The organism is Novipirellula artificiosorum (assembly GCF_007860135.1).
GTDB classification, from domain to species: domain Bacteria; phylum Planctomycetota; class Planctomycetia; order Pirellulales; family Pirellulaceae; genus Novipirellula_A; species Novipirellula_A artificiosorum.
Genome location: NZ_SJPV01000004.1, coordinates 503,163 through 519,483 on the forward strand (window position 1 = coordinate 503,163; position 16,321 = coordinate 519,483).

General features: G+C 54.5%; 18 protein-coding genes. 10 read left to right on the forward strand and 8 right to left on the reverse strand.

The annotated features are described in order from the left end of the window. Positions 1-80: 80 nt before the first annotated feature. The 6 genes from Poly41_RS14400 to Poly41_RS14425 form a co-directional block, all read right to left on the reverse strand. Positions 81-509 carry a hypothetical protein gene (locus tag Poly41_RS14400; protein WP_146526960.1) on the reverse strand — a complete coding sequence of 143 codons (429 nt, stop codon included), beginning with the start codon at positions 507-509 and terminating at the stop codon, positions 81-83. Further along, a complete protein-coding gene (locus Poly41_RS14405; protein WP_146526962.1) occupies positions 506-2,056 on the reverse strand; it encodes a recombinase family protein in 1,551 nt (516 codons plus the stop codon). The genes Poly41_RS14400 and Poly41_RS14405 overlap by 4 nt, the downstream gene beginning before the upstream one ends. Then, a complete protein-coding gene (locus tag Poly41_RS14410) occupies positions 2,053-2,550 on the reverse strand; it encodes a DUF2924 domain-containing protein (protein ID WP_146526964.1) in 498 nt (165 codons plus the stop codon). Before Poly41_RS14410 ends, Poly41_RS14405 begins: the two co-directional genes overlap by 4 nt. Before the next feature lie 342 nt (positions 2,551-2,892). Beyond that, positions 2,893-3,315, reverse strand: a complete 423-nt coding sequence (locus Poly41_RS14415; RefSeq protein WP_146526966.1) for a hypothetical protein — start codon at positions 3,313-3,315, stop codon at positions 2,893-2,895. A gap of 268 nt (positions 3,316-3,583) precedes the next feature. Next, positions 3,584-5,560, reverse strand: coding sequence for an AAA family ATPase (locus Poly41_RS14420; protein WP_146526968.1), 1,977 nt, complete (start codon positions 5,558-5,560; stop codon positions 3,584-3,586). Between the two features lie 14 nt (positions 5,561-5,574). Then, positions 5,575-5,793: a hypothetical protein gene (locus tag Poly41_RS14425; RefSeq protein WP_146526970.1), complete on the reverse strand. Its 219-nt coding sequence runs from the start codon at positions 5,791-5,793 to the stop codon at positions 5,575-5,577. Positions 5,794-6,040: 247 nt separating this feature from the next. Between Poly41_RS14425 and Poly41_RS34085 the strand changes: the two genes are divergently transcribed. From Poly41_RS34085 to Poly41_RS14445, 4 genes are all read left to right on the forward strand, one after another. Then, on the forward strand, positions 6,041-6,283 hold the full coding sequence (locus Poly41_RS34085; protein WP_197231336.1) for a hypothetical protein: 243 nt from the start codon (positions 6,041-6,043) through the stop codon (positions 6,281-6,283). Between the two features lie 1,061 nt (positions 6,284-7,344). Continuing rightward, positions 7,345-8,037 (forward strand): RNA polymerase sigma factor, encoded by a 693-nt coding sequence (locus Poly41_RS14435; RefSeq protein ID WP_197231337.1) that lies wholly within the window; start codon positions 7,345-7,347, stop codon positions 8,035-8,037. After that, a complete protein-coding gene (locus Poly41_RS35695) occupies positions 8,018-8,152 on the forward strand; it encodes a hypothetical protein (RefSeq protein WP_390621425.1) in 135 nt (44 codons plus the stop codon). The genes Poly41_RS14435 and Poly41_RS35695 overlap by 20 nt, the downstream gene beginning before the upstream one ends. A 99-nt stretch (positions 8,153-8,251) precedes the next feature. Continuing rightward, positions 8,252-8,701 (forward strand): hypothetical protein, encoded by a 450-nt coding sequence (locus Poly41_RS14445; protein ID WP_146526977.1) that lies wholly within the window; start codon positions 8,252-8,254, stop codon positions 8,699-8,701. 78 nt (positions 8,702-8,779) lie between these two features. On the opposite strand, the gene Poly41_RS14450 is transcribed toward Poly41_RS14445, so the two are convergent. Both Poly41_RS14450 and Poly41_RS14455 read right to left on the reverse strand, forming a co-directional pair. Next, positions 8,780-9,754, reverse strand: a complete 975-nt coding sequence (locus Poly41_RS14450; RefSeq protein WP_146526979.1) for an alpha/beta hydrolase family protein — start codon at positions 9,752-9,754, stop codon at positions 8,780-8,782. A gap of 289 nt (positions 9,755-10,043) precedes the next feature. After that, positions 10,044-11,822 carry a DUF998 domain-containing protein gene (locus tag Poly41_RS14455; RefSeq protein ID WP_231615657.1) on the reverse strand — a complete coding sequence of 593 codons (1,779 nt, stop codon included), beginning with the start codon at positions 11,820-11,822 and terminating at the stop codon, positions 10,044-10,046. Positions 11,823-12,560: 738 nt separating this feature from the next. Here Poly41_RS14455 and Poly41_RS35700 point away from each other — a divergent pair. The 6 genes from Poly41_RS35700 to Poly41_RS14485 all read left to right on the forward strand — a co-directional run bounded on the left by Poly41_RS35700 (position 12,561) and on the right by Poly41_RS14485 (position 16,290). After that, on the forward strand, positions 12,561-12,764 hold the full coding sequence (locus tag Poly41_RS35700; protein ID WP_146527172.1) for an ankyrin repeat domain-containing protein: 204 nt from the start codon (positions 12,561-12,563) through the stop codon (positions 12,762-12,764). A gap of 119 nt (positions 12,765-12,883) precedes the next feature. Next, positions 12,884-14,134 (forward strand): hypothetical protein, encoded by a 1,251-nt coding sequence (locus tag Poly41_RS14465; RefSeq protein WP_146526983.1) that lies wholly within the window; start codon positions 12,884-12,886, stop codon positions 14,132-14,134. Positions 14,135-14,148: 14 nt separating this feature from the next. Further along, positions 14,149-14,715 (forward strand): type 1 periplasmic-binding domain-containing protein, encoded by a 567-nt coding sequence (locus tag Poly41_RS14470; RefSeq protein WP_146526985.1) that lies wholly within the window; start codon positions 14,149-14,151, stop codon positions 14,713-14,715. Between the two features lie 55 nt (positions 14,716-14,770). Next, positions 14,771-15,277, forward strand: a complete 507-nt coding sequence (locus Poly41_RS14475) for a GNAT family N-acetyltransferase (RefSeq protein WP_146526987.1) — start codon at positions 14,771-14,773, stop codon at positions 15,275-15,277. A gap of 281 nt (positions 15,278-15,558) precedes the next feature. Next, positions 15,559-15,948 carry a phosrestin gene (locus Poly41_RS14480; RefSeq protein WP_146526989.1) on the forward strand — a complete coding sequence of 130 codons (390 nt, stop codon included), beginning with the start codon at positions 15,559-15,561 and terminating at the stop codon, positions 15,946-15,948. A 6-nt stretch (positions 15,949-15,954) separates the two neighbouring features. Then, on the forward strand, positions 15,955-16,290 hold the full coding sequence (locus Poly41_RS14485; RefSeq protein WP_146526991.1) for an MmcQ/YjbR family DNA-binding protein: 336 nt from the start codon (positions 15,955-15,957) through the stop codon (positions 16,288-16,290). The last annotated feature ends 31 nt before the right edge of the window (positions 16,291-16,321 follow it).

Consider the following 16,321-nt stretch of genomic DNA (forward strand, 5'->3'; position numbering starts at 1 on the left):
TCCGAACAAGCAAACGCCGCGGCGTGTGGCGAACGTGGCGGCGTTGGAGGGAATTGGTTCGGCACAGTTAGATTTCGGAATCAGATCAAATCGGTCGGCGGCGATGCTTGTGACCGATGCAGAAGATCCACCCACATCTTTCTCTGGTCGCCCCAGTCGTGTGTCTTAGCGATCGGCCGCACTTCGCGTTCAAGGATCGCATCGCGGCCCTGGATCGTTCGTGGTAAGTCGAGAATCTGTTCTTGAATGTCTGGGGCTAGATTGTCGAGCCACATAATTTGCGACATTCGCGTGGTTGAGATTTGGCCGTAGTGCGCAAGCTCGGATTGGTTGAGGATCACCCCGTCGCGAACCAAGTCATAGCAACGATGGGCCAGCGCCAACAATCGAGTGATTCGTGGGATGCGGCCTTCTGGCACGGACGGTTCCTTGCCATCTTCAAGACTCTTGCTGCCGTTGCGACGTATCTTGACATGGAAGGAACGGTTGATGGTTAGCTTTTTGTTCATGCCAATGCCTCCACGGTGCCGGCCGTCAGGCTCTGCATGCCTGTGTCGTGGAATGTGATCGCGACGTTGCCAGCGACGCCGTCAAAGTCCACTCGGTCAACCAACAGCGATGTTAGGCGAACCTGCTCGCGGGGTTGGATGGTGTCCCAGAGCTCTTCAAAGCCGGCCAACAGCTGCCGCACGTCCGCGTTGTCGATGGATTGATTCTGCAGCGATTGACGTTCCGACTCGATCGCATTCAAGCGGTCACTGGCCACGTCGATTCGCGATTGCAGTTCGGGCAGTCCCGCAACGCGTCTGTTATTGGTCGCGTTGGCGGCAATCGCCCGCAGCTTTTCATGGTCATTGCGAAGCTGTCGCTCCAACCCTTTACGTTCGGACTCGAGAGCTTCCTGTTGCTGCTTGGACCGGGATTCGATTTGACCGATCGTTTGATCGAGCAGTTCTTCATCGGTGCCGATCGATTGAATCTGTTGTACGACGAACCGTTCAATCTCACCGGCGGGCACCGATGGAGCCGGGCATTCTGCCCAGCCTTTTTGCATCGCGGTGCCGCAAACATAGTAGCGATATCGTTTGCTGCCTTTGCAACTGTAAGAGTGTGTCATCGGGCGACCGCAAGATTGGCACCAGATCAAACCCTTCAGCAACGCGTTGTGCTTGTTCCGAACCCCTGTGCCGCCGGATTGCCCGTTCGCCTTAAGTTGATTTTGCACACGGCGAAACAGGTCCAGCGGCACAATGCCGTCGTGCTCGCCTTCGTGCGTTTCGTCCTTGTATCGAGTTTTTCCGATGTAGGTGACGTTGGTCAGCATCTTGTAGAGTGAGTTTCTCGTGAACGCTCGACCGCCACGTTGATCGCCTTTCTTGGTGACCCATTGTTTGGACGTCCATCCGCGTTGCTTCAGTTCTTTAACGACCGGCAATAGTGAGCGATGTTCGACATACAAGGCATAGATTTGGCGAACGCGGTCCGCTTCGACCTCGTCGACCACCAACTTCGTGTTCTCGACCGTGTATCCCAATAATGGCATTCCGCCGGACCATTTGCCACGCCGGCGCGAGGCGGCCACTTTGTCGCGGATCCGCTCGCTAATCATCTCTCGTTCGAACTGGGCGAACGAGAGGAGGACGTTCAGGACGAGCCGGCCCATCGAGGTCGATGTGTTGAACTGCTGCGTCACGCTGACAAACGAAACACTATGTGAGTCGAACGTCTCGATGATGCGGGTGAAATCGAGCAGTGATCGGCTGAGACGATCGACTTTGTAGACGATCACGCAGTCGATATTGTCTGCTTCGATGTCGGCCAGCAATTCTCTCAGCGCTGGCCGTTCCATGTTGCTGCCGGTGAAGCCGCCATCGTTGTAGGACTGGGCGACGACTTCCCAGCCTTCGTGCTTTTGAGAGGCCACGTACGCTTCCGCGGCGTCACGCTGGGCGTCCAGTGAACTGTAATCCTGTTCGAGCCCCTCTTCGGTACTCTTGCGGGTATAGATCGCACAGCGGACGAGCTTTTCAGGTTTGGATTGTTGGGACTTCCTCATTGGCCAGCCTCTTTACAGTTGAGATTGAAAAATTTGTTGCCGCTCCAGTGCGAACCGGTAACGTGTTTGGCAACGGCCGAAAGTGATCGAAACAGTTCGCCTTCAAACTCAAATCCGGTGTTCGTCACTCGGACTCGAATCTCTCGGTTTTTGTAAACACGTGTGATCAGCGTGCCGGGCAGCGGTTTCGCAGATGTTTGCACTCCGGTCGGGAACACTCGGGTATGTTTCGCCGCCTCGGCAGACAGCCGGCGGGCTGCCGGTGCGGTCACTCGCAAATCGGCTCCTTCGGCCAATTCACGAAGGCGAGCTATCGCCTGGCGTGACAATCCGCCTTCGATGCTCGCCTGCATCCGCCAAACGATGCGGCGTATCAGCCACTTGCGGTTTTTGGCGTTGGTTGTTTCGCCGGTAACTTCGGCGAATTGATCTCGCAGTTCGCCGCAGGTCATTTTCTGTAACCGCGCGACTTCCTTCGCGACATTAAGCTTCATGGGTGACTCCTCGATTGGGTGTTTCGGACGCCGAGACGTTTGGCGTCGTGACACTGAGCACTGAGTTCGCAGAAGAGTCAACCGAACGTTGGCAACTTTCGGAAGAAGTCTCAGAGATTGGCCGGGACGTTCCCGACAACGCTCGCAGGTTGATGATCGCGTCGGCCAAACATGTGGCGATTTGGAGTTGGCGGGACTGGGGTGAGGGCGATGATGATTCGACTTTCGTGAGCATCCAAACTCGGGGGAAAGAGACTGGCCGGCGTTCGTCGGCGTGGGTGCGAAGATTCCAAAGGCAGGGGCGTTGATTCGGTTGGTTTGTTGTTGGGTTGTTACAGCGGATCAGACTTGGCCGTGCGAGTTGGGTTTGAGCTGTTCGCGGATCGGTTCGATCATGTCGCGGCCCCAACGGGTTTTGAACAAGCCAGCAAAGAAATCGTTGCGAGAGGCTTCGACATCAAGCTGCGTGATGGTTTCGGCCAGAAAATCGGCCGTTGGCACGACATGACTGGTGCGCCCCTTACGGTGCAGGGTTAGGCGTTGTAGGTGCCGTAGTTCGACCAGTTTTTTCGTTGTCCGCCCCAGCCGCATCCTCTTTCGCGAGTTTTTGCGAGTGGCCCAATAGGTCGGCTCGAATGGGATGCCGTGGTGTTCCATTCCGTTAAGCCAGCTGGTGCGGATTGGAAACTTAGCGGTCGCCAGTTCCCCGAATACTTCAATCTCGGCGACGAGGCAACGTGCCAATTCAAAATGATCATTCTTCATGCTTTTCTCCAAAAGTCGGACAACTTGTTCCAGAAAACAAACTGAGGTAAGTAAGGCGGCTGGTTCGTGGGGACTGACCTGAGCGCCTCCCCGCCGGAGGACCCGTTCGATGTTCTGTGTGTGTGCGCACGCGCGGCCGATCACACACAGGGGCGGGCGTGCTTGCACCGCCCCTGGGGGTTGTAGGGGGGTGCGCGCACACGCACAGACGGACATTTTGTGTTTGTGCGCATGCGTTTGATGGTGCGTGTGCACACACACGATTCGGTCACCAGTCGCTCTCGGACGCCGGCTTTGGGACCGTGGCAACCTTCGCTTTGCGGGCCGCGCCGAACGTCCAGCGATAGATCAAACCTTCATCCTCAGCAGCCTGTCGCAGTTCGCGGGCCTCGCGTTTTGACATCTCGCCATCTGCCGCAGCCTTTTTTTCGACCTGTGAAAGCGTTTGCGGTTCCTCTGTTACAAACGCTCTCACGAACGACTCAACTGTCCAGACGCGACGCGGCTCCGGCGGGTCTTTCGGCTTCCGTCCGCCGCGTTCGGGTTTGAGGTCGGTTGGATCGAGGTTGTCGTCGAGATACCAAACCGGAAACAACCAACGCAGGCATCTCGGCTCAATCGGTGGCCAAGACCTGACCGCCGCATCGACGACCACGCAATCCGCCTCTTTGTGATGTCGAAGGACCAAGTGTGTGTCGGTCGCCCGCGACTGACTGCCAGCACCGGCGCCAACGTCGGTGACGGACTTTACAGATTGGTTGCCTTTGCTGGCGTGATGAACTAGGACGAATGAGCACTGCAGTTTGGCGGCATAGCGATCGAGTGCGTTGTACAGATCCGTCACGTTGCCGTTGCTATTTTCGTCGGTGTCCTTTGGCATGAAACGATAGAACGCATCCAGGATGACCATCTTGAAGAAGCCAGGTGTGAATCCGTCAAAGTAAAGGTCAAGCGAATTGATGTCGGGAAGCCGGCCACGCAGGTTGTCGATGAACATCGAATCGTTCAGCGATTCAACCTGAATCCCGCGAGCCGAAGCGACGCGAGGAATCCGGCTGGCGGAGGTTTCGGAGTGCAGTTCGTTATCAAGAAGCAGCACGTTTCCCTGATGCGTCTGGTAGGTGTCCAACCATATTCGCCCCGTAGCCACCGCCATCGCCAAATCCATAACCAACCACGATTTGCCAAGCTTGGGCGGTGCGATGACGTTCATCGTTTCGCCGACTCGTAGCAAACCGTCGATGATCGGCTCGCGGAGAACCGGAAATTCGTTCAGCAAATCGCCTACTGGCTTGATCTGCGGAGTGAACCGGGAATAGGGCGTGCGACTCTTAGCCGAGTCTTGGGTGCCCAACGCCTCACCCCGTCGGCATGTCTTCTCCGCATCGCGTAGCCGTTTTGCGATCTCGGCATCGCTCCACTCCTTCGGAAACGGGCGAACCGCCGTGTATTGCCGGATGCACCGTATGGCTGCTTCGTCCGAAAGGTCGTGTTCGACGCACCGGCAGCACGAAACATAGAGTCGATGCGAGCCGTCGTTGTGATCATTGATCGTTAACTTGAGCAACGCCGCCAGGCAGTCATCGAACGCGGCGTCTTGCGGCCCCGATCGTTCATTCGTTTCGCTCTGTGATGGCGGCCATAGCTGCTCGCAAAGCTCGTCAAGGCTTCCCTGGCAGTCTTGCACGTCGGCCGGCGAGCCGCTCAATCGTTTCCCGGTGACGGTGAAGAACCGGCCTTGATCGTAGACTTCGACCTTGCCAATCATCAGCGGCCCGAACCCCTCCTTTCGACATTGCGCAAACGATGGTTTGGCTCCACAAAGGAACAACTTCACACCGGTCCCCGACGGCGAAACCTCGGCGTAGGTGTCGAAGTTTGAAACGATATCGGCACCCCAGGTGTATTCGCCAGATTCGGCTAAACAGTCGTCGATGTCCACGCCGGCGAATGGGTCATCGGCGGTGAAAACGAAACCGATGCCGTTGAGTCCGATGCCGTTGGTTCCGTGCGACGACTCAAAGCGATCCCAGGCTTTCTCGAAGTCTGACCATGTGGATGGATCATTGGTCTTCGCCAACCGACCGTTTCGCGGATCGATTGGTTCCTTGGTCGGTCGATTGTCACGAATGACGGATCTCCAGCACACCCATTGCGGCACCGATAGCAGCGAAGGCGGGATATTCTGTATCGGATACTCGGCAGTGCCGGCCGATTCAATCGTTTGAGGTTCAGTGACTTGCATGTTCGTATTCGTCCCTAAACCCGAGTTGAAGATTGACGATTGCGTTCCGCATCCATGCGACTCAGTTCGCTGGCGATGTGATCGAAGCTGGCCTGCGAGAACACCCGAGCGTGGCCGGCCCAGCCGGTCGCTTCGATGCGTCTTGATCGAATGATGTATTCGATGCGGTGGACCTTGGTGTCGAGTCGCCGGGCGATCTCACCGACGGTCAATAGCAGCGGGGGCTGTGACATGAATTTCCTGTTTGCACGCGGAACGGCTTCGCAGCGGTTGCCGGTTGATGGGCAGGCGGCGAAGCCAAGAAAGAGAGGGACCAAAATCTGCGGAGTCACCCGATGCGGGGACGAACGGCAGATTCAAAAGAAGCTCGCCGCGACGAATCGCGGGCGGGCGAGGAGCTCGTTGGCTGAGTTGGTCGCTGGTTGGTTGGCTGAGTGGCTCGGTGGTCGAGCGAGCAGGATTATGGGAATTGAAGGAGGCTTGTCAAACAAAAATTTCCGCTTGGACTTTCATTGCAGTTGGGTGGATCGCGATGACGGTTTGGCACGGCAAAACACGCTAAAATCGGTCGCGGCAAAACGCTCAAGCGATCCGAGCGTGAACGCGGCCCCGTTAACGCTTCGACGCGAGTTGGCCGATTGTTTGTGGGCTCGTGCGACAGCCGCCGGTCGAAAAACAGCGGCAAACACGGGCCTAATCGTGCTGCTTCGTTACTGCATTTGAAATTCTCTGGTGTTACGAAAATTGGCGTTGGAAAAATCAGAACTTTGCAAAATAAAATGTGGCCTTGAATCATGAAGAAACGGTCGCCCCCTACCTATAGACCTACCGGAAAAAACAGCGAGATCACGGAATCTGGATGAAAATAGTTTCGAAACCGGACATCAGACGGGATCATCGAGAAGGTCTCGTACGGCAACGCGACGATGAAAACTTGCTGCGAAATCTCGTCCTCTACCCTTTACCTATGCCGTTCTTGAAGACGACTGCGCGCCGTTCTGCGAACATTGCCTGAAATCAATCCAGTCAACGCGACAACGCCGCTCTATTTCTGACCGCTGCAGATTCGACACGAATCGGCAGCGACTACGAGAGAAGTTCGCGCGTGATAAGGCTGCGATCTTGAACGGGCAAACACCGTTCCTCTACCTCTAGACCTTCCAACTTTGACGTCCAAAAGTCGAAACTGCCTTTCCGATTTCGTGGAAAGTTTGGCGGTCGCGAATTGATTTGGCCAAAAATCGATTCCAAAAACACACTCGCCCCTATTAGTCACTTAAACCGTTTCGCGACATCATTGCGCACACCAAATTGCTACACCGCCATTTCGTCCCAGGATTCCTTGAAGAAAACGCAACGAGAATATTTGACCTGCGAGTCGGACAGGATGTTGCGAAATGCCTAACGACAGTCTTCTCAGGGTTACTTAGGAGAAGTGGTCACGACGGTGACCACATTTTTGCGACTTCGCTTGAGTTGTTTGCGAAGACAAGAAACGCAAAGCCCTCCTGGGTTACTTATGCAAACCGTCCGCCTCAAATCCTGAATTCTGTCGAGAGTTTGAGAAATAGTTGCGATAAATTGCTGGACCAACTCGCTGGCGGCAGGCAGCAACGATGGCATCTCAGAGCATTTGTTCTCGAGCGAATTCTGTTAGCGATCATAGCCCCTGAGTGGCAACGTAGTCTGGTTCGAGCCGGGCGAAGTTTTCAGGTGCGAACCTGTTTGCGTCTGACCTGCTTGTCGCAATCGAGATGCATTTTTTTCTTGATGCTGAGTGTCCGATGACTTCATTCCCCGAAACGCGACAAAGTCTGATTTTTCAGGTCAGAGATCCGAACACTCGGCTGGCGTGGGAACAGTTTGTAGAAATTTACCACCCCGTGATTTATCGGATCGCCGTCGCACACCGAATGCAGGAAGCCGATGCACAGGATTTAGGTCAAGAGGTATTGCTGGCGGTCGCTTCGGCGGTTCAGCGTTGGGAAAAGGCACATGAGGGAACTCGGTTTCGACATTGGCTGCGTCGCATAGCGCGTAACGCGATTCTTAATGCTGTCACACGCCGTCCGCCAGACCAAGCAGCAGGCTTGCTATCGATCGACGAATTGTTAGCCGAGCTTCCGCAGCGTGAAGATGCGACCGAATTGATGATTGCCCTGGAGTATCGACGCGAGTTGTATTTGCGGGCGGCTGAGGTGGTTCGCGCCGACGTCTGTCCAGACACCTGGAAGGCTTTTGAGCTGACCGTCATTGACGGCCTGAGCAACGCGCAAGCCGCACGCACGTTAGGAAATTGCCGCCCCAGTGTTCCGCGTCAAGCAGTTAAGTCGAGGCGATCATCGCATTCGTCTGATCGTGTTCAGCGACAATTTTGTAGAGGTCGACTGGTGCGTCTCTGGTCACGTCGGATATGTGGTCGAAGGAACACTCGAAATCGATTATTGCGGCCGAGTCGTGAGATATCGTGCCGGTGACGGTTTGTGCATTCCATCCGGCGAACCCACGAAACACAAAGCCAATGGGGCGTGTGGGAAAGCGATCTTATTTGTTGTGGAGCAGACTGATGCCCAACTCTTTCCGGTCAAATAAAGTAATGTGTGCGAAAATGGATTCACGATCGGGGCTTGGCCACCACTACCCAAACGCAGAATCGTTACGATCACCGTCTGAGAGAGTCAGTGGCATACGATGACTGACCATCCCACCATGCCGACTCCACAATCTGCCATGAATGAACATGAAGAACGACTAATCGCCGCGTTTGTCTTGAAGGATATCCGCGAGCGTTATCGATTTCTACTTAGTGCAGGCGACATGCGGCGACGCGGACAGTGTTGCAATCGGCTGAATCACTGCCGTGACTTTGACGAACGATTCGTGACCTGGTTGCCACGCGACCCACGCTCAACCATGCGTAAGTTCGAAATCGCAAAGCTGCTCTGCAGCAAAGGCTGTCGCGCTGACGTTTACGTTTTCGGCTCGGCGGATTCCGTGGACGGCAAAACGCTGCCACTGCTGGAAGCGATGACCGACATCGAGGCGGCGGGATTTGGCGCACTGCTCTCGTGCGTTCCAGGAAAACTAGCGTACTACTACGATGAATTGGGCGAGCGACGTGCAATCCTAGAACGTGAGTAGAAACCGTCGAGAGGACGAACGTAAATCCAATGTTTCTACCGTTGCGAAAACTCAAAGATGCTGAAATAGCGATGCTGGCTACTCTTTAGCATGCTTTGCAATCTCGCCGCCGGAGAACTCGACTGAGCATTGGGGGCCGGTGTCGAGAGCGATTTTCTCGGCAATCAACTTGGTCACGGGAGCCAGCACGCTGAAGTGATCCTTCCCTTTGACGGGATGAAACTGAACCAACGGATTTTTGGACGCACGCTTCAATTGATAAAGTGCGTAGAGATTACTGCCCGAGGATGCGCCTTCGAATACAAACGTCGGATTTTTGATCGAGCTCAACCAATGTATGGGAGATCGCATTTTCAATTCCTGTTTATCTTTGTAATCGAAGGGGATCGGTTCGCTTGAGTAGCCAATGATTTCGTCGATCGCCCCAAAGGAAAACACGGCGCGAAATCGATCACTGGCGGCCGCGGCCAGAATGACCAGTGTCCCGCCCGTGCTATGCCCGCCCAAGTAGATTCGGTTGGGATCGACAAAGTCTTGCTTTGAAAGATATTCCGCGGCGGCGATTACGTCGTTGACCTCCCCATAACAACACTCTCTAAAACCGGGATTCTCGTTGCCTCCTCGAAACGAGGGATACATCGTCACGATGCCCGCCTCTCGAAAGGCGCTGGCCGATTGATCGTCCTCAGGCGTGGACTCCTCCCACGCGGTCTCTCCGATGCTGTTGTCGAAGCCACCGAATACCCAAATGATCGCAGGCTGTTTGGCACCGCCCTCCCGCGGCCGGCTAAGATATGCGGCGAGTTTTCCCACGGCTGAATCAAAATGCACAACATCGAATAATTGCGGAGGCGGTATTGGCACCGCTTCATTCGTTTTCTCCTGGAGCACAAGGCGAGTCTTGAACGCCCTGCGGACATCCGCAAACGATGTATCCTGCTCCGATTGCCCATCAACGTTTCCGACGGCATTCCCAGGTTTTCCCTGATTCGCCTCGCGACTGCATCCGCTACCGAGCAATAAAACCAATAGCGCCCATTGAAAGACCTTCATCGTTCCACCTGTTCTGCGATCGACATATTCGAAAACTCAGCTCCAGATCACCAACGCAATAACGAGCCCAGTTGTCTGGCTCAAGATTCTACACTTTTCGGCGCGAGTTCTCGCTGAGTAAGGGCGGCGAGGCGTCCAGTTCCTTGCGGTCAGTTGATCGGTGTGAAGCCGAGATCAATTTTCACTGGGTGCCGTCTGACTGAATTTTCTTCTGGTAAATCATGCTCGACTTTCCACGGCGAGGACAGATTGAGGCGGCGAACCCGCCGGTGAGCAGGTTTCGTGTCGACTATCGACCACGCAAAATTTCAACGCTCGAATCCGTGACTTTGCGTCGTTTCAGCCAGTGAAGCCCTCCTGCTGCTTGAAACGCCAAGCAGACGACCTGGGAATAAACGACCATCTTTTGCGCGGTCGCCTGTCGCAACAGATTGTCAGGTAGCGGGCCAATGCCATCGAACTGCCACAACGCAAGATAGACTCCCAGCAACGAGCAAAATGCCAGCAGGCTCCAGCCGTAGTGGCTGGCATAGTCAGCTTCAAGCAACAGGGCGGCGGCGTACAGCAAACTCATGAACCCAAACGCAGCGAAGCCGACATGCACGTAAAAAGTGTGTTCGTTGTAGTCGACATCGATCGGCGCCCAGCCGATTCGGATGTAGCTCCAGCCGGCAACAATGCCACAGAGCGATGCCAGTATCGCTAGTTTTGTCGACGCCCGGCGTTGAAAGAGATACGGCACCGAGCAGGCATAAAGAATCGTTCCTGTGCCCGCGAAGGTGAGTGCCCAAAGGAAAACGATGTTCGCGGGATAGTTGTCGCCATCGTCGTATCGATACTCCCGTCCAAGATCGCTCAGCGAGTTGTGTGTCCACGAATAGGAGGCTAGTGTCCGGTCGTGGATCGTGCTGCCTCGGTAAAGCCACATCGAGCCATGTGCCAGGACAACAAAGATGGCAACCTGCAACAGCGACAGCCAAACCATGGTCGCTAGCCAAGATCCGCCAGCGTTTACCGACCGCCTAAACAGCCATCGAACAACAAGGAAGACCGCTAAGATCGCGAGTGGTGCAAGATTCGCTTTCTCAAAAACCGAAACAGGCGGTTGGTCCCATACATCCCAGCGAATCGAAAGTTTGTCGTGAGCTAATTGCGTCAGGTTAAACGACTCGCCCGCCTTCAACCGTCGCCATCGGAAGTCGCCCGCGCGTCCATAGTAAGAAATGTCCATGCCGGCGCGGTCGGCTTGGATTTGGAAATCGGACGGGACCGTGGCCGGCAACGCTTCGAAGCGATATTGGATTGTGAACAAGTCATCCGCGGAACCGTCCTCCGTCGACTCGAAACAGCTGAACTCTGAAATCTCTGGATACCAAGTTCCGTCAGGAAACTGTCGCCACTGGCGGTTCACGAGCGAACCCCGGGTCGCGGTTTCGGAATCCCAAATCCATTCGCGGCGAACGAGTGCGTAGCGATGCGGCACGCTCAGCGTGAACCGCTCGCCATCTGCATCCGTCAATTCGACTTCCTGGTCATCTGCGGACACGATCCGAAAACGTCCGTTGACCAGGGCCTTGGAAACATCAAAGTCGCCGCTCGGCTGGCCGATACCCAAACCAAATGACGATCCGGCACGCGACGTTGCCAGACCCAGTACATCGGCGAGCGGATCGGTCGTCGGTTCCGTGGCCCGGAGTACTTCGTCGACGTCTCGGTTTGCTGAATAGATGGTGACATCCTTTCTGGCAACGTCCTGGATCACGTATCCCGCTCGTCCATCAAAAATCTGAATCCATCCCGATTCTTCGATGGCAGCGAAGTCGCCGCCAGAAGCCAAGTCCATTCGTGTCGCCGGTCCCAGGTGAAACTCTTCCACGACAAACTGGGTCGACTCAGGAAGTTGAACTTGATTCCAGGTCAGTTCAGCTTTCTTTCGTCGTTGAGTCAGTGCGCACCGGTAGTGGTATTGGTCGCTCTGGGCGAAGGTGGCGTAATGCTTGTTCCAGGCACCTGCAATTCGATTGATCGCATCGTCAGCAGAAAGAACCGATGAGGATAATAGCCCCATCAGAGCCAACATGACCGAAGGCCATACCTGGCGCCACGACGGTGCTGGAATGCCCTGCCGTCGGACCAGTTTGACTTGCCAGCGAACCCATCCATGCGAGATGCACAACACGGTAAGCACGAACAGAGACGTGCGCACGCTATATAGGAATGCCCGATGTTTTCCCTGACTTAGCATGGCTCAAGTTTACGTGGATCGAGTTCGAGAGGCAACGAACTTCTTGACGCGCGGTTTCCCAAGGTGCCTCCGCTGAAGGTGTTGCCGAACGGGCCGGAGTACTTCCTCGAATCTCGGTGAATATCTAAGCAGAAAAACAATCCGAGCATACGCTCAGTATTCCAGACGCTGAATTTGAGAAATATGCAGATAAGTTGAGCGCCATGCGCAAGGCCATCGGAAAGGGTGACATAGAAACATAGAAACAGTCAGGTCGCTGGTGAAGTCCGTCGTGAAGCGGATCGAAAGAGCCTAGAGCTTGAAATCCTCCAGAGCCCGAACGTCGCAGTGATTGAACTGCTTCGCGCACGATAGAATCTCAAGCTTAGTCCCGCTCAGCTTGCGGTTGTCCATGGCAACCTTGCTGAGGTTAAGCGGGAGACGCTGGAGATGCCGGCCGAGCAAATCGCCGAGTTGAAATTGTTGGACTTGGCATCGTTTCATGACCGGGTGGACGTGGCTGGCGAGTTAATGAAGCACAAACCCAATATCGAACGAGACTATTACTAAGCCTTAACTCCGCTGGCTTGTGCCGCAGAGCAGGAGCATATTGAAACCATCGCGAAGTTGATCGAGCTTGGCGCGGATGTCAACTTCAAAGCCGACTATACCGCGTTGCAACGAGCCTGTAGCGGTGACCAAGCTGACGCAGTCGCTTTGCTGTTAAAATATGGTGCCGACGTCAACACGGCTCGACACAACGGACACCAGGCAATTTCAAGCTGACGTTGCCTGAAATCGAAAAAGTGAAGCGAGCGGGGGTACAATGCATGTCGTGAACTGAAACTGACGCACGGGGCGCCCGCGATGCTGGCTTATTATACGAGAAACAGAGGCGACTCATCATGAACTCACCATCACTCGTATCGATGATACTATCGCTGGCCTGCCTTTCAGCATTCTCGGTGTCGGCCGACGCGGATCAGGTGGAGGCTGAACGATGGATGGCGAAAGCGGTTGAGTCTTCCAGAAGGATCACGACCGAGTCAGCCATCAGCCATGCAGCCGACAAATTGTCTCATGCTCATGCTCGGCTGGGGCAGGTTGACGATGCGTTTAATGCAGCGAAACGTGTTACGAATCCGCAACTGAAATTATATGCGTTAGCAGCGACAACGCAGGCAGCGGTCAATGCAGACCAGAGCACCGATTTGATGGTGGCCGAAGCCGGAGAGACACTCAAAGGCAACGAAGGTAGTTTCAACAACTCAGCAATGGAAAATATACTTCGCATCGCGGAGACAAGACAAAAGACGTTGCCAGCCACCACGAAGCAACCTGAGCTTCCACCGATTGAACAATTGCAAAAGGCGTTTGATCATGCGCAGAATCGGGGAGAAAAGCTGGCGGCATTTCAACCACTGATGATGCGATCCTTACAAAAAAAATCGTTCGAAACGCTGGAACGAGCGATCGAAGAAGCGATCAAAATGATTGAGAAGAATCCGCTTCCCGATCAATCGTCGAAGTTTGGCACCTACGGTGACGCGGCGGCAATCGCCCAAATCCGTGTTACAAATTTGCGGATCGCAACGATGCTGGCTGACGAAGGTAAGAACGACGAAGCGGCCCGGCATCTTGCGCTCGCCAATTCCGTGATTGATCGGCTGCCCGAAAGTTCCGCCCTTGTCAAATGGGAACTGCAGAACCTTCGAATACAAGTCTTGTTAAAGCTAAAACGTATCGACGCAGCAATACAGGATTTCGAAACGATTAGGACGCCCCTGATCGCATCGCGAGCGGCTGCTGATATCGCGGTGAGTCAGATCGAGAACGGACAAGTGGAAGCGGGGTTGAAGACGGCGGATCGAATTGGCACTGGTCAAGGTTCCGGCGACGATCGCGGCATGGTCGCAATCGCACTTTTCAAATACGCTGACCGCAACATCGCCGTTCAGTACATCAACCAGGTCGGTGAAACAGACGAAGCGATGAACGCATTGATCTCGCTCTCTCGTCATTGGATTGAGATCGGCGATATGGATCAATTGCGATCCACTTTCGACTCCATCAACTCACCAACCGCACGCACCCACTACGCAATCTCCGCTGCCACATTTCTGATGGTACGCGACTTGCGTAATGTCGCCCCTTGAACGACAGGCTACAAATGCCCAGCATTCCATCACAGATGATCAGTTGGTTTCGCATCCTGCCTGCCATTATCATAGCAATCGGCGGCTTGCAGGGCCTGTGGGTGCTTCGGCATGCGTTGCCCAATCAACTGAACGGAGCATCGACTGCGTTGATTGTCTTTTATGCCTGCAATGTCGCTGCCGCATGGCTGCTGTGGAAGAAGCCACACGTCGGACTGAGACTCACTCTCGTTTTGCAGCTGTTTCAGGTACTGCGAATTCAGGGACCAACGCTGAGTTACTCATTGGCAAATTTTGCCGGGTTCTGGCTGCTGCAATCCGAGAGCGGCGCTGAGTCTGCCTTCCGGCCTGTCAGTTGTTTTCTTTTTTCCCAAACCACGGGCTTTGGATCTTCGATTCCCATTGGGCCGACTTATTACGGTGTCAATTTGTTTGCGATCGCCCTCTCAATTGGCGTTTGGGCAATGATTCAGCTTCAGCCCAAATTCATCACCGCTACCCCACTGAGCGGAATAACAGAGTGTCAGGAATCGACAAAACCATTTGGAGTGAAGTTATGCCAACGAAATTCGTGTTTTTGAAATCGATGGTCACGGTGCTTTTGTTTTCCGCGGCCAACACCAGGAGTCTAAGGTCATGAAGATCAGGATTCGGAGCGAAACATCTGCCGATCTCCAGGCGATTGAGGCTGTGACTGCGGCTGCCTTCCGCGATGCTCTGCACACCAGCCACACGGAACACTTCATCGTAAACGCATTGCGCGAAGCAGGAAAACTAACCGTATCGATGGTGGCGCAAGAGATCGCCGAAATCGTCGGGCATGTGGCCGTTTCTCCGGTTACGATTTCTGACGGCAGCGATGATTGGTTTGGCCTCGGCCCCGTCTCGGTTTCGCCGGAACGACAGCGTCAGGGGATTGGCTCGCGACTAATGGAGCAGGCGCTGGCCGAGTTGCGCAAACAGGGTGCCAGTGGCTGCGTTGTCCTGGGATATCCACAGTTCTACAGCCGTTTCGGTTTCAAGGTGGATCCGGATCTTGTTCTGCCCGACATGCCACCGGAGTACTTCCTTGCGGTTTCATTTGGAACCAAATCTGCTGCGGGTACTGTGTCCTACCACGAGGCGTTCAACGCCGTGAAGTGAGAGGCAACTTGACATTGTCGCCATTTACGAGGCTGATCATTTTCGACCTGCCTGCCGTTTGTGTCATCGGAATTCCTCCGGGAGCGAGACGCAGCTCATTGTTTCACCGAGGTCGGGTGAGCGGGTCACTTCTCTCGGCGGAATGTCGTTCCAGGTGCAATCATTTATCATGAAGGATGGCGACTTTCGAATGTCAGGCTTGGTTGGATACGATTCTCAAACGACCAGGCGGACCAGACGTTGACGCATATCAACAACAACAACTCAACGAAGACGTGTGAATGAATTCCAGGAACCTCGAAAACTCGTCTAAGGCAAATCCAACGACAAGAGAAGATCATGCAGTAAGAGAGGAGGATGGCAATCTTGTCGACTTTACCGCGATACCGTGGAAATCTTCGGAAGTCGGTGTGAGGGTAAAACAGGTAGTTCGCGGCAATCACCAAATTCGACTCATTGAATTCTCGGAGGACTTTGTTGAGGCGGACTGGTGCCGAAAAGGCCATATCGCATACGTCGTTCACGGTACAATTGAGATCGACTTCGGTACGCGAGTTGTCACGGTAAATGCCGGCGATGGCGTTTTCATTCCACCTGGGGAGTCCTTAAAACACAAAGCCCGCGTCCCCAATGGTACTGCCACTTTGTTTATCGTCGATAAAGAGGAATAGAACGCGATGCCGACAAACAATTTCCCATTCGATCTGGTGCGCAAGCTAGCCATGACGCTGCCAAACGTTGTGGAAGGTACCGTTCATGGCGCCCCTTCTTGGAAACTGAATGGAAAATTGCTGGCCTGCCAAGCCGTTCACAAATCGGCCGAGCCGAATTCTCTTTTGGTAAAGATGTCGCCGGCTGACCGCAAGCAACTACTATCTGCTGAGCCAGACACATATTACGTGACGGAACACTATGCCAATGCTTCGGTAATCCTCGTGCGACTAGATCAGATAAACTCGAAAGCTCTGAAGTCGCTGCTGAAGACGTCGTGGCTTTTTTTGAGTGAAGAATGAGATTTAGACGCTTGGCGTCGATGCTTCTGGC

Excerpts from the sequence above, each read along its gene's own strand:
- Poly41_RS14400 (WP_146526960.1), bottom strand. The coding sequence starts at position 509 with ATGAACAAAAAGCTAACCATCAACCGTTCCTTCCATGTCAAGATACGT.
- Poly41_RS14405 (WP_146526962.1), bottom strand. The coding sequence starts at position 2,056 with ATGAGGAAGTCCCAACAATCCAAACCTGAAAAGCTCGTCCGCTGTGCG.
- Poly41_RS14410 (WP_146526964.1), bottom strand. The coding sequence starts at position 2,550 with ATGAAGCTTAATGTCGCGAAGGAAGTCGCGCGGTTACAGAAAATGACC.
- Poly41_RS14415 (WP_146526966.1), bottom strand. The coding sequence starts at position 3,315 with ATGAAGAATGATCATTTTGAATTGGCACGTTGCCTCGTCGCCGAGATT.
- Poly41_RS14420 (WP_146526968.1), bottom strand. The coding sequence starts at position 5,560 with ATGCAAGTCACTGAACCTCAAACGATTGAATCGGCCGGCACTGCCGAG.
- Poly41_RS14425 (WP_146526970.1), bottom strand. The coding sequence starts at position 5,793 with ATGTCACAGCCCCCGCTGCTATTGACCGTCGGTGAGATCGCCCGGCGA.
- Poly41_RS14435 (WP_197231337.1), top strand. The coding sequence starts at position 7,345 with ATGACTTCATTCCCCGAAACGCGACAAAGTCTGATTTTTCAGGTCAGA.
- Poly41_RS14445 (WP_146526977.1), top strand. The coding sequence starts at position 8,252 with ATGACTGACCATCCCACCATGCCGACTCCACAATCTGCCATGAATGAA.
- Poly41_RS14450 (WP_146526979.1), bottom strand. The coding sequence starts at position 9,754 with ATGAAGGTCTTTCAATGGGCGCTATTGGTTTTATTGCTCGGTAGCGGA.
- Poly41_RS14455 (WP_231615657.1), bottom strand. The coding sequence starts at position 11,822 with ATGGGGCTATTATCCTCATCGGTTCTTTCTGCTGACGATGCGATCAAT.
- Poly41_RS14465 (WP_146526983.1), top strand. The coding sequence starts at position 12,884 with ATGAACTCACCATCACTCGTATCGATGATACTATCGCTGGCCTGCCTT.
- Poly41_RS14470 (WP_146526985.1), top strand. The coding sequence starts at position 14,149 with ATGCCCAGCATTCCATCACAGATGATCAGTTGGTTTCGCATCCTGCCT.
- Poly41_RS14475 (WP_146526987.1), top strand. The coding sequence starts at position 14,771 with ATGAAGATCAGGATTCGGAGCGAAACATCTGCCGATCTCCAGGCGATT.
- Poly41_RS14480 (WP_146526989.1), top strand. The coding sequence starts at position 15,559 with ATGAATTCCAGGAACCTCGAAAACTCGTCTAAGGCAAATCCAACGACA.
- Poly41_RS14485 (WP_146526991.1), top strand. The coding sequence starts at position 15,955 with ATGCCGACAAACAATTTCCCATTCGATCTGGTGCGCAAGCTAGCCATG.